Here is a 12240-nt window from a genome sequence, read left to right on the forward strand (position 1 = left end):
TCCTACCTCCAGTATTGTATTTCCCTATGTTCAATTAGCACTTTAACCTGATCTCTGATGTCTTTACCATCAGCAGCATCCTTGATCAGGCTCGCAACAAGATCAGTATCGTCAATCCCCATTCTTGTCATCTCTGCGGTACCTATTCTCCCTTCCCTGTCCACGATTATGCCATTTTTCTCTAGTTTCTTGCTGAAGGTAGCTGCACTCATACCCTTCTTCTCAAGCTCTCCCTTATCAACGTGCAGCTGGTGGGACTCAGAAAACCATGGGGAATGCATTACAGGGATACTTCTGGAGAAAAGCTTCTCCCCCAGGTCATGTGAATTCTTCACCACCTTCTGCGCGTACTGTTTTCCGTACCTGGACATCTCTTCCAGCGCGACCCCGAGTCCGGCCACTCTGGCCAAGTGGTAGTTGTCAATGGCTCTCCACGTGAGATTTTTCTCTATGCTTTCGTATATTTCCCGGTTATTGGTCAACATAATTGATCCCTGTGGGCCAAAGAAAGATTTATGCGTTGACCCAAACAGGATATCCGAATACTGGAGAGCATCATGCTGAAAGGATCCACCAGCAACAAGCCCTAAGACGTGCGATGCATCATAAACTATCCTGCAACCGAATGAATCAGCAATGTTTCGGATGTTTCTCAGGTCGTACGGCCTGAGAAAGAACGACTGACCAAGCAAGATGGCCGCCGGTTGTACATGCTTCATGGATTTCTCAAGTTTGTCAAGGTCCACCGACTGGTTCTCTCCGTCATAGGGTATTTCATAGCTGTGGAGGGACAGAATGTCCGGAAGAAAACCCTGGGAGTAACCGGTATATCCTCCGTACTTCTCTGCAATGGCCATTATGTTTCCCTTGCGCTTGGTGATTGAGATCAGTGCCACCATTGCGGCGATGTGACCGCCCATTGGCCTCACCTCTGCAAATTTAGACCGAAAAACATCCTCAGCAAGCTTTGTTGTTGCCTCAAGGATCTTTTCCGAATACACTGTTCCACCGTAGGCGTTCTCTCCCGTTTCTTCATCAATGAGAGAATACCGTGAATTAAGGTCAGAGGATAGTGCTGATCGGACATCCGGACTCAAAATATTCTCCGATGCCTGTAGATTGAGAACCTTTTTTCTGTACTCGTCGTGTTTTTTTACATATTCTAGAATATCACTCATGATAATCCTGCCTCAGAACATGCCAAATTTCCCCTTTTGCAAGTATAATTTACTGTCGGGAAATGGCATAACATAACCATGGTTATCGTGTTATATAGCTTTTCCCACGTTTTTAGTGCATAGAATGTTTTAGCCGTTATAAACAGAAAAACAGTGTACAGAATTAGGCTATATTCGACACTTATCAAACCTGACAAGGAACCAGATTTCTCCAGGCCCAGTGACATAGAAGATATACGTTTACTGAATGTGCGTCCTGTTCATGGAAGATGCTTTGTTTCCTCTCACCTTAAGGGATGAAAAGTCTATAAAACCTCATAGTATGGTTGGGAAACTAATCTTCTCTGTTACAAAAGACGTAAATAGGCTCACTGGGTATTATTTTAATGACCAGGCCAGTAAGGGTTACGTACAGGAAATCGAATCCAAATTCCAATGCTCGTGATCAAGTCGAGGAGCTTGAAGAAAACTTGAGGTTATTAAAGCTTGCTCTTAGGGGTAACAAGGATCGGCTAGCACAGACAAACCTGGAAAAATATGGCGGCATTTCCAGGAGAGAAGCAAAGGTGCAGATCAAGGTTGTCAAGAAGGCGATCAGGCGCCTGACTGGTAACACGTGGGAGGCATATTTCAAGGTACAGAATAGGATGTTTATGCACAGGATAGGTCCTTACTTCAGTGGAATCATAGGGTATAATGACAAATCTGATGAGGAAAGTGAAAATATTGAATAAATCAGGAACTGTCTAGCGTCCTGACCAATATTTTCAAAATGTCTAAGAGGCATTCCCGAATAAACTTGACGTATTCGCTTAGGTAATATTATTGTCAATCAAGGATAAATCTTAATAATAATACGGATGCCTGTGAGAAATACACGACGGGATGGCTACACTGTCGCCGTTTTGGGTGCGACGGGAGTCGTAGGAAGGGCAATGGTACAGACCCTGGAAAGAAGGAATTTCCCCGTGTCCGAGCTCAAACTTTTTGCTACTGAAAAGTCAGCCGGGACAAGAATCATATTCCATGGGGAGGAAATACTCGTTCAGGACGCGGGTTCAGGTCATTTTGCTGATACTGACATATTCCTGTTCAGTGCTGGATCTGAAGCCGCCAGATTGTATGCGAAATCCGCTATGGATTCTGGTGCCGTGGTAATAGACAACAGTAGTGCATTCAGGATGGAAACCTGGGTTCCTCTCGTAGTGCCCGAGGTGAACCCGGAGGCGATCAGTGACCACAGAGGACTGATTTCTAACCCAAATTGCTCCACAATCCAGCTCACAGTAGCTATAAAACCTCTTCTATCGCTTGGCATGGAACATGTCTATGTTTCAACATACCAGGCAGCCAGTGGTATGGGGCAGAAGGGAATAACTGGGCTTCTGAACGGCCAAGAAGATGACATGACTTTTCCGACAAGGAATAGTTCAAAGCATTATCCCCTTGTTCTTAATGTTCTTCCACAGTGTGACGACTTCACTGCCAATGGTTACACGAAGGAGGAAATGAAGATCGTAAACGAATCCCGCAAAATACTAGGAAGAAAGGATTTGAAGATAAGCCCAACCGCTGTCAGGGTACCGGTTGTTTACGGGCACTCCGAATCTGTGGCCATAAGATTCAACCATCAGGTGTCACTTTCAGAAATCAGAGCAAGACTTTCCAAAGCACCAGGAATCATTATAGCTGATGATCCGGAAAAGGGGGTAATCCCGCACCCAAAGATGGCGGAAGGCAGTGGGGACGTTTATGTTGGTCGGATCAGAAGGGATATAACCGATCCCAACACGATCATGATGTTTGTTGTAGCTGATAACATACTCAAGGGAGCTTCATGGAACGCCGTGCAGATCGCTGAAATTCTTGTTAATCGATCATTATTCTGCCAGCATGATCCCACAAAAGTGGAAGGGTGACAAGGACGGAAAGGATTTCTATCCTCAAATTCGGTGGCACTCCCCTGTCAACCGAGGAGGGGAGGTCGTTCGCTGCTTCCCATGTAATGGATTCTGTGAAAGTGGGATATAGAACAGTTGTTGTGGTATCTGCAATGGGAAGATCCGGTGATCCATATTCGACAGATACCCTGATGTCGTTGATAGGAACAGAATGTTCATTGCAACCTCGTGATCTGGACCTCCTGGTCTCATGCGGCGAAACGATCAGCTCGGTAATATTTTCGGCAAAACTCAATAGGCTTGGCATTAAGGCAGCTCCACTGACAGGTGGGATGGCCGGAATTATCACCGATTCTAATTTTGGGGACGCTTCCATAGTGAAAATCCGGAAGGCGAGATTGCTGGAATTTATTAGAAATGGAATCGTCCCTGTTGTTTCTGGATTTCAGGGGACAACGCTTAAGGGGGAGATCACAACACTGGGAAGGGGAGGAAGCGATACCACAGCCATAGCTATTGGCTCCGAACTGAAGGCGGATCGGGTCTGCATATACAAGGATGTGGATGGCGTGATGACCTGTGATCCAAAGGTATCAAAGGACGCTAGGCTTTTAGTTCGAATAAGCGCACAAAGGCTCCTTGAAATGGTAGATTCTGGATCCAGGATAATCCACAGGAAGGCGCTGGAACTAGCCATCGCGAATAAGGTTGTTTTTATCGTCAGGAATACATTCCCAAGTAGCACGGAAACAGTCGTTTATCCAACAGAAGACCAGGTTTCGCCAGAAAACCATACACCGCTTCCTTCAGATCCTCCCCACGGCTGAGTTATTCCCAACTGCAATTACATTTGACTCAGGTCATTGCAGAAAACTATTGACCCAAGCGAATGCAGGAGTAGCAAAAAAGTCAGGGAGTTACTTATTTCAAGATACTGCACTAAGGCAAATGCCGAATCAGGCTTAAATGCACAGACACAATCACTTGAGTCTAGGGATAAAGTTGGTTCCTGAGACAACAAATATAATTATCTCTCGAAATATTACCGGCATAACTTGCCTGAGTCGTATTTTTCGTCTTTAAGAGGTGGTGGAGTCTTCTCAAACCGATACGTGAGAGCTATTTCCTCAGCCCAGCTCATAAGGGTGCTCGGGCGTTCGCAAGCGTGGATTTTCATCCCCCTTTATCTTTCCATTGTAAGGCATGTCTCGTACCCAGTCATTGGATTCCTGTTTTTCATTACTGCCATAATATCCCTTCCATTCTCAATATACGGGGGGAACCTCATTGACAGGTTTGGAAGACGGAAATGGGCACTCATAACACCACCGCTGATAATGCTGATCTTCATTGTGATCTCGGTTCTGATTTTCATCGGTTCTTATGTTTACATTATTTACGTGGCATTCGTGATGGTCGAGCCTTTGATGAGCATACAGGGCATACTGGACAATGTCGTCATAACCGACACTGTGAAAGAATCAGACCGCACGAATGCATTCGGGATCGTCAGGATAATGGCAAACATTGGATTCTCCGCGGGACCCGCAATCGGAGGATTCCTCTCATACCTGAATTATGGCTATGTGTTCCTCTTTCCGGCCGTGTCAACTGCTGTTGAATGGGTCATCTACATTCTCTACATTCAGGAGACGCCCCATATCACAAGCCTGTCATCCTCAGGCTTTTCGTTTCCAAGAAAAGACACGAAGTTTATCGTAATCAGCCTTCTGATAGGATCAATTTTCTTTGTGGCAGGGCAGTGGGGTACAACACTTACGCTTTTCTGGAGCCATGTTGATTTCATAACTAACAGAGCCATAGGAATACTGTACACGGTCAACGGGTTCGCTGTGGTTTTCCTGCAGATGCCAACCAATATCCTGTTCCAGAAGGTGCGTGATGGCACAAGAATAGCCATAGGCGGCCTTATTTATTCATTCTCTTTCCTCGCTCTGGCATTCTTTTCCGGCACAGTTTTCCTGGTTATTGACGTGATAGCAATAACCATGGGCGAGAACGTGATTTCTCCCGTGATATACAGCGTTATCGGCAAAATGTCCCCACCTGACAAACGCGGCCAGTATTTCGGCGCCGCACAGCTGGTTATTGGTCTGGTACAGCCAATAGCACCACTCGTTGGCACGGTTATGCTATCATACTTCTATTCAGAACCTTTGCTGATGTGGGGTCCCCTTGCCCTGCTTGGGATCGCACTCTCATACCTGGTTTACATTTATGCCGGCAGGATTCTGCGTTCCATTCCGCAGGCGAGCTCCTGAACTGATCTTTACTTGCTCTCATACCTCACAATCACAGCTGACCCCAGTATAACCTCGATCAAGATCGCAAGTTCTGAAAATACCGGTACTAGGGAAACAACAATCACTAAAACAAAAAAGATGCCCGTGGTTGATTCGCTGTCATACATCTTCTGCAGGGAATCGGTACCTCTCGAGAGTGTGTCTCGAAACGTTCTGCCCGTAAGCAAACTCAGCATGAGAGCGTAGGCGGAATATGCGAACCACAGGTTGGAAAGCGATCCTCCAAAGAAAGGAATGAAGTTGATTGCAGCACCGATCAGCGCCATAAAGACCAATATCCAGGCATACTTGCTGGTTGATGCAGCAGCGCTTCTGAAGGACGACTCCAGCCCAAACCTGTACCCCTTGCTGCGAACAGAGGCGGCCTCGGACTGCCATATCACGCCAAATGCCTCGATGAGTATGACAATGAACACTATGGCTGAATCGAAAATGATCGTTCCTAATGGTAGAAGCAGCATGTTATAGCCATTGTCGAAAAAGCCATGCAGTGAAAACGCCAGTGACACTGATCCAGCGACTGCTTCGACGATAAGTGCAACAACAAAGCTAAGCAGAAAGGGGAAAATAAGCATAAAATCAGATACAAGCAACTGCAGGCCATGTCTCAGTGAATAGTCCTTCTGCGTCATATACATCGTTTTCAGTTGCTGTGTAATTTTTACTTAGGATATCTATATTGTGGAACATCTTTAAAGCTTATTCTTCAGAGCAAATGCAATTGTGAGGATCACCCACAGGGATATAGCACAAGTGCCGAAAGTTTCAAGTTCTGCTGACGACGGCCAATTCACTGCATATGCAAATAATGAGGCCGAGACCGCTATCACCAGTGAATATACCCCGATCAATCTCTTCTTGATTGTAGCCCCTATGCCCCAGATCAAGATGGCGATGTCTGCCTGTACGAAGAACCACGACGATACAAAGTCGTGAGGATAAGTTCCGCCATGATAAATGCCAATCAACGCAAGAAACATTGCTGCAACAATGAAGAACGAAGATCCCACTGTCTGGATCGTATTTCTAGAATAGAGAATAAGGCCGGCAGAATAAAAAACAATAAGAATAGAGGTGAACATAAGACCCACGTTGTATATCCATGGATCGGTGGCACCAAGTGATCCTAGCGCGCTGAGGGCACCCGTATAAAAATTGAACCAGGGATTTACAAGCCAGGCAGTGGCTATCCAAAGGAAAATTGAAACAAGCGCTGCAACGCCAAACAACATCAGCTTGACTCTGGCACTTCCAGAATAATGCATGGATAAGCAACCATGGCGTGGATATAAATATGACCAGTGGTTAATTTCCTATGAATAGTTCTGTCGAGCTATACTAGGGTACATTATGTTTTTCATCCCTGGTTGCGAAACCCGGGCGGCGTAAAATTTGACCCAAGAAGATCGAAATGGCCAGTCCGATTGCTGGAATTCCTGTTGATCATCCTCGTAGAGGCAACCTTCACGCAGAAAGAATTCACGTATAGCGATGAAATCTCCGGTGCCCACGAATTGTTGAATATGACCATGACTCCTCTTTTTCCCATTTCTTCATACTGATCGCGAAGCCTCTCCTGTTCGCTGTAGGGGAAGCCGACTCTTGAATAAGCTGTAAAGCTTGAAGTGTTAGAAAGAGGGAAATAAGGGGGGTCAATGTAGACAAGATCGCCGGCAGAGGCCATATTGCAGGTCTCAGCAAAGTCGATGGCATATATATCAACCAGAGAAAGCATCCTACTGAACTCCATTATATGTTCAGGATTAGGCATAGTAGGGTTTCTATATTTTCCGAAAGGAACGTTGAACTTTCCTGATATGTTTACCCTCCAGAGCCCATTATACCCGTGCCTGTTGAGGTAAATGAATAGGGCCGCGCGCTCAATCGTGGAACCTTTATCCCCGAGTATAAGGTTGAATCTTTCCCTGGCTGAGTAATATGAATCTCTGCTATTGCCGTAGGGCAGGCATTCAATCTCGTCAGTTATCTTTCCCGGGTTCCGTTTGACTACCCTATAAACATTTATGAGTTCCTCATTGATATCAGAAATGACGGCGTGTGTTATCCTGCGCATATTGTAGAGTTCAACCAGAAGGGCGCAGCCACCGGCAAAAGGTTCCAGATAGTTTCTGAACCTTGCGGGAATCATCGGCAGGATTGAAGGCATCAATTGTCTTTTCCCTCCTGCCCACTTCAACAGGGGCTTAAGCATGGTTTTAGGCGTCCCTTTCCCTTCAGCTCTGCACATTTGCTGTACCTCAAAGGCAAACCCCTCCTATAAACGCATGCCCGCCCAATTGCACAGAATAACTTCCCAGGCGCAGATTCACAGTATCCCGTCTTAAATTGCTTTTACAATCCCATAAGAAGTAAAAACGTCATTAATTGTGGTTTTTCAAGCAATCTTGCAAGCAGAAGGATGGTTGACCACGAATTCATTTATTTAACCGGGAAATATATCAATTGTGCACTTAACTCAGGAAGGGCTTATATATATTCGATCCAAATGCAGCAAGTATGCAGGACATTTCAAATCATTTCCACTGGGTTAGAATCCTTTCCCTGCTGAACGTTACTCTGCTGAGAAAATACATCAGTACCACTGCAACTAGCAATGCTCCAGAAATTATTAGAAGGTTGGTATCGCTCCCAAGCGATACAATACCTATTTCTCCCAGGACATAAATCACAATAAGGGGAAGAAGGGAAAAAACACCTATCTGGTATGCACCCTGAACGCTGTTCACCTTGGACGAGACAAATACACCCGTGCTGGCCCCGTATATACTGGCCAGGGGAGTGCCAAGCAGATAAACAATTGCAATGGTCCAGTTCGGGTAATACAGGTATCCAAAACTGGAATCTGTAAGGAGATCAATAAGCAGCATGTAAACCGTCAGTCCAAGGTAAACTGAGGCTATAGCCGGAAGGAAAGCGCCAATGTATTTGCCTACCAGTATCTCGCCATCGGAGGTGGGCGTGGCAAGCAGAGGTTCCAGGCTCTTTTCGGTTTTCTCACCAACGATGCTGTAACTGGAAATGTAGAGTGGAATCAAAGCCGAAAGTATGATGAAAAAGAATGGAAAGGCCCCAAGTAGGGATGAGAGAAGTTCTTCTGTGGCAGACTTCTTGATGATCAGGTATTCAATGAGCAGCGGAAGTCCCACCCCCAGTGCAAGCGGTAAAACAATCATGGCTATCCCACGGGCTCCTCCATTCCTGAGAATTGCCAGTTCCTTTCTTGCAAGTATCCACGATTTCCAAAGCCTCATTATCTTACTCCCTCACAAGTTGAAGATATATGTCCTCCAGCGATGCACCAGTCTCATTTACCGATCTGACCCTCCCTCCAGCGGAAACAATAGCGCTTATAATGGAGGGAGTTTCTTTGTCAGGGTCATTCAGGGATACCAGCAGTTTATTCGCCTCCGCCTCCACGCTTCTTGGGTTCAGACCCTTAACCGATCTGATTATCCTGTCATTCATCTCCTCCAGCAGGATCACAGTTTTCCTGCCAGAAGCAATCTTAGAAAGGTTATCCGGGGTATTCACGGCAATCAATTTTGTTTTCAATATCCCTATCCGGTCACAAATACGCTGAGCCTCGTCCAGGTTGTGGGTATTGAGAAGTATAGTCTTATTCTCCTTTTTCAGATCAAGTATCAAATCCCTGATTGTTTTTGACGCTTCAGGATCAAGATTGGCCGTTGGTTCATCCATGAAGAGCAGCTCCGGATCATGTATTAGAGCTCTCGCAAGAGACGCCTTCTGTTTCATTCCTTTGGAAAAAGATCCTACAGGCGAATTCCTCTTATCCCATAGTTCAAGCATCCTCAGATATTTTTCAATATTCTCCTTAAGTTCCTTTTCAGGAAATTCATACATTCTGCCGTAGAACACAAGATTCGCGTAGACACTTAGCGTTTCATAAAGGCCCACGTTGTCAGGAACGAGCCCTATCATCTTTCTTATCTTCATCGCATCGCCCCTGTCGGATATATCATAGCCATCGATTCTCGCGTCTCCACCGGTTTTTGAGATCAGGCAGCAGAGCATTCTCACTGTTGTCGTCTTACCAGCGCCGTTCGGACCAAGCAGTCCGAAAATCTCCCCTCTATCAATGCTGAATTTCAATGAATCGACGGCGGTAATATTTCCAAATTTCCTTGTGAGATTGTCAACCTCTATCATCTTCATTTGGGTATCACCGTCTAATTGGCTATCAGAAGATCGTTGTTTTTGATTACAGTTGAATAGAATGCAGATCAATATAAGGTTATTCTGCAGCCACATTGCCAGTTCATTCACATCCGGCCGATCAAGGACATTTTTATTGACAGATAAGGTATGTTTAATGGGATCAGTGAAAAGTAATAATAGAGCATGTGACTTATTAATCATGCAAAATGAGGCAAAACCCGACTACGGTACATATCACCACTCTTCAAAGAAAGGATCTGATTTAATCAGGGATCACGTGCAACAGCTTTTCAATCAGGCATTCTCATCTACCAGTATCGCCAGAAGTTCAAATATCAGTATTCTGGACGTCGGTGGTGGGCTAGGATTCATTTCATCAATAGCTGCAGAGTTCTTCAATGTATCCAGAATAACATGCATTGACACCTTCAAGGATGGCAGCCTGAAGGGATCCAGCATAGAACGTGGGAGAAAGAATATGGAACTTCTTGATCTCTCCGGCCGTGTCTCATTTATGGAGCAGGACATATTGCAAATCGATGACAGACTTGGAAAATTTGATCTCGCAGTTTCGAATCTTGTCCTTCACAACCTCGGCAAGGGCAGGTTTGAAGCTTATAAACGCATTGCCAGAGTCCTGAATGAGGGTGGGGTTTTCATAAACGGAGACTTGTTCTTGCAGAGCAGAGGAGGGGATCCGTTTCAGAATGATCTCAATAAGATCACAAAATTCTACCGTGTAATCAACCATTTCGCCTCTCCAGAATCAGGTATAGGGAAGCCTTACCATGTTATGGTCCTGAAACCTTTGCCTTCTCAGATTAATTCGCGGGAAACAACCAGAATCTAAATGTCTAAACTTCCTTGGAACGCCTGGAAAATTGAGAAGAACGGCTTCACACCAGAGGAGCGTTATTCGAAAATACAGTTGCGCACGGGGAAAAATCTATTATAAAATTCCAGTTAGGAGATAGCCATGGGAAACAAACCTTTATCAGCGGTGTTTATTGATTTCGAGAATTTTTACTTTTCCCTCACTAACCTGTACGAAATGACATACAGGGATGCGGGAGAAGTTGTCATCTCTTTGATTGCAGATGAGCTTGATAAATTGAGTTCGCAAAAGGGGGAATTCATTATAAGACAGGCTTTTGCGGACTGGAGCACATTTCAAGGACCGAAAAAGGAGCTTCAGAAGATAGGGATCAGGATAATTGACGTTCTTTCGACCGAGTACAAGAACAGCGCGGATATAGAACTGTCTCTGGCGGTCCTGGAGACCGTGATTACACGTGACGATATTGACACGATCGTAATTTTCGCTGGTGACAGAGATTATATGCCGGTAGCCCTGAGAGCAAGGGAGCGTGGTAGAAGTTTATATTTTGTCGGGTTTGAGAAGAGCCTGTCAGGAGACATAAAGTCGCTGGTAGGCAAATCCAATTACTCTTACGTCACTGTAGAAACTACACCAGAAAGCAAGCAGCACGAGAAAGATACAGACAGTCTAGACAAACTGGAAACAAAGTTTTCAATTGAAGGGCTTACCCCTAATGAAGTTAAAGCTGCAATTGCAGCAGTTCAAGCCTTTGACCAGTATGAGGTTAGATTTGGGTGCGTGAAGGTCAGTGTATTCCTTGTGGAGGGGTTGGCTAATGCTCTTCCGGAACTAGAGCATTTTCAGAGAAAACAAGTTTTTGCGTCTCTGGTCGAAAAGGAAGTCATAAAAACTCAGCAGAGAATGGCAGATTATCCGGATGATCTTGGAAATATTATACCCTACACGGTATACATTGTCAATGAGGATAGCAGCGTGGTGAAGGCTGTAAGAGATAATATGAAAAGTAGCGATCAGGTTGCCCGTGCTATCCTTGAGAAAGCCGCGAAGGATGCGGCAGACAACAAAAACTATGTTCTCGGGGCAAACCTTGGAAATGTGCTCAAGAAGCTTGACCCATCGTTTTCCCCTATTAAGTACGGATTCGGAAATCTTACAGAATTTATAGAGAGATACCCAGATATTCTTGTCTTTGAGGGTAAGTCCGGCGGAGATAAAAAATATAAGTTGACAACCTAAGTGAAAAGTGTAATCTTTTATGTCTATATTGCTATACGACCTGCAAAAATATGAACTTGGATATGACCAGAAGATCGTAACAGTGCGGCGGTCTCCGGGGCATTCACTTTACGGGCATCCCGTCAGCGTTTATCCAAAAGTGCAACAAATTTCAATCGGACGTTGAAGAGCCAATTTCCAGCATACCAGAAATGATGTAAGCTTGATTAAGATCAATGTTAATCAATTTATTTCAAGGCCAGACCAGCGTCCATTAAGTTGCATATTTATAAAGGGTACTTCTTCTAAAACATTTCTCTGATTTCGTCCATGCATATATGGGATCTCCCAGGGGACTCGAAAGGCTATTTCTAATTAATTTCAGCCACTCCAAGATGCTGTGATATGTGTTCAAAATAAACCGTTCTTCTTTATAATATTATTATCAGAGCGTCTGAGCTCTGTGATGGATCGAGTCAGTATCGCCTACCAAAATTTGAGGAAACATTAATGCAAACTGCCGTATGCTATTTTATGTTAGATAGTAGAAGTTATTCTATGACTCTAGATAGGCTTAGATT

The 12240-nt window shown here is 44.8% G+C and carries 12 protein-coding genes; 6 read left to right on the forward strand and 6 right to left on the reverse strand.

All coding sequences use genetic code 11. The features are described from left to right. Positions 1-2: 2 nt before the first annotated feature. The gene (locus QW597_01885; protein MEM0155338.1) at positions 3-1178 is read right to left on the reverse strand and encodes a serine hydroxymethyltransferase; all 1176 of its coding nucleotides are present in this window, start codon (positions 1176-1178) and stop codon (positions 3-5) included. Positions 1179-1564: 386 nt separating this feature from the next. On the opposite strand from QW597_01885, the gene QW597_01890 reads away from it, so the two are divergent. The 4 genes from QW597_01890 (at position 1565) to QW597_01905 (ending at position 5361) form a co-directional block, all read left to right on the forward strand. Continuing rightward, a complete protein-coding gene (locus QW597_01890; GenBank protein ID MEM0155339.1) occupies positions 1565-1912 on the forward strand; it encodes a hypothetical protein in 348 nt (115 codons plus the stop codon). 132 nt (positions 1913-2044) lie between these two features. After that, complete coding sequence (locus QW597_01895) at positions 2045-3097, forward strand: aspartate-semialdehyde dehydrogenase (GenBank protein ID MEM0155340.1); 1053 nt, start codon at positions 2045-2047, stop codon at positions 3095-3097. Further along, entirely contained in the window at positions 3094-3906 is an 813-nt protein-coding gene (locus tag QW597_01900; protein ID MEM0155341.1) for an aspartate kinase, read from the forward strand. Before QW597_01895 ends, QW597_01900 begins: the two co-directional genes overlap by 4 nt. A gap of 228 nt (positions 3907-4134) precedes the next feature. After that, the gene (locus QW597_01905) at positions 4135-5361 is read left to right on the forward strand and encodes an MFS transporter (GenBank protein MEM0155342.1); all 1227 of its coding nucleotides are present in this window, start codon (positions 4135-4137) and stop codon (positions 5359-5361) included. Between the two features lie 8 nt (positions 5362-5369). Here the strand turns inward: QW597_01905 and QW597_01910 are convergent, their stop codons facing one another. From QW597_01910 to QW597_01930, 5 genes are all read right to left on the reverse strand, one after another. Beyond that, positions 5370-6035 (reverse strand): hypothetical protein, encoded by a 666-nt coding sequence (locus QW597_01910; GenBank protein MEM0155343.1) that lies wholly within the window; start codon positions 6033-6035, stop codon positions 5370-5372. A 60-nt stretch (positions 6036-6095) separates the two neighbouring features. Further along, a complete protein-coding gene (locus QW597_01915) occupies positions 6096-6668 on the reverse strand; it encodes a DUF998 domain-containing protein (GenBank protein MEM0155344.1) in 573 nt (190 codons plus the stop codon). A gap of 92 nt (positions 6669-6760) precedes the next feature. Continuing rightward, positions 6761-7651 (reverse strand): Dam family site-specific DNA-(adenine-N6)-methyltransferase, encoded by an 891-nt coding sequence (locus QW597_01920; GenBank protein MEM0155345.1) that lies wholly within the window; start codon positions 7649-7651, stop codon positions 6761-6763. A 286-nt stretch (positions 7652-7937) separates the two neighbouring features. Next, entirely contained in the window at positions 7938-8675 is a 738-nt protein-coding gene (locus QW597_01925; GenBank protein MEM0155346.1) for an ABC transporter permease subunit, read from the reverse strand. A gap of 4 nt (positions 8676-8679) precedes the next feature. Continuing rightward, on the reverse strand, positions 8680-9600 hold the full coding sequence (locus QW597_01930; GenBank protein ID MEM0155347.1) for an ABC transporter ATP-binding protein: 921 nt from the start codon (positions 9598-9600) through the stop codon (positions 8680-8682). 202 nt (positions 9601-9802) lie between these two features. Here QW597_01930 and QW597_01935 point away from each other — a divergent pair, with 202 nt between their 5' ends. Continuing rightward, positions 9803-10453, forward strand: a complete 651-nt coding sequence (locus QW597_01935) for a class I SAM-dependent methyltransferase (protein MEM0155348.1) — start codon at positions 9803-9805, stop codon at positions 10451-10453. Positions 10454-10579: 126 nt separating this feature from the next. Continuing rightward, positions 10580-11680 (forward strand): NYN domain-containing protein, encoded by a 1101-nt coding sequence (locus QW597_01940; GenBank protein ID MEM0155349.1) that lies wholly within the window; start codon positions 10580-10582, stop codon positions 11678-11680. Positions 11681-12240: the final 560 nt, after the last annotated feature.

It is taken from the genome of Thermoplasmataceae archaeon, assembly GCA_038729425.1.
Classification (GTDB): Archaea; Thermoplasmatota; Thermoplasmata; order Thermoplasmatales; family Thermoplasmataceae; genus B-DKE.

Bases quoted from the DNA above. Each gene is read 5' to 3' on its own strand.
- QW597_01940 (MEM0155349.1), top strand. From the start codon at position 10,580: ATGGGAAACAAACCTTTATCAGCGGTGTTTATTGATTTCGAGAATTTT.
- QW597_01915 (MEM0155344.1), bottom strand. From the start codon at position 6,668: ATGCATTATTCTGGAAGTGCCAGAGTCAAGCTGATGTTGTTTGGCGTT.
- QW597_01930 (MEM0155347.1), bottom strand. From the start codon at position 9,600: ATGAAGATGATAGAGGTTGACAATCTCACAAGGAAATTTGGAAATATT.
- QW597_01935 (MEM0155348.1), top strand. From the start codon at position 9,803: ATGCAAAATGAGGCAAAACCCGACTACGGTACATATCACCACTCTTCA.
- QW597_01920 (MEM0155345.1), bottom strand. From the start codon at position 7,651: ATGTGCAGAGCTGAAGGGAAAGGGACGCCTAAAACCATGCTTAAGCCC.
- QW597_01885 (MEM0155338.1), bottom strand. From the start codon at position 1,178: ATGAGTGATATTCTAGAATATGTAAAAAAACACGACGAGTACAGAAAA.
- QW597_01925 (MEM0155346.1), bottom strand. From the start codon at position 8,675: ATGAGGCTTTGGAAATCGTGGATACTTGCAAGAAAGGAACTGGCAATT.
- QW597_01910 (MEM0155343.1), bottom strand. From the start codon at position 6,035: ATGACGCAGAAGGACTATTCACTGAGACATGGCCTGCAGTTGCTTGTA.
- QW597_01890 (MEM0155339.1), top strand. From the start codon at position 1,565: ATGACCAGGCCAGTAAGGGTTACGTACAGGAAATCGAATCCAAATTCC.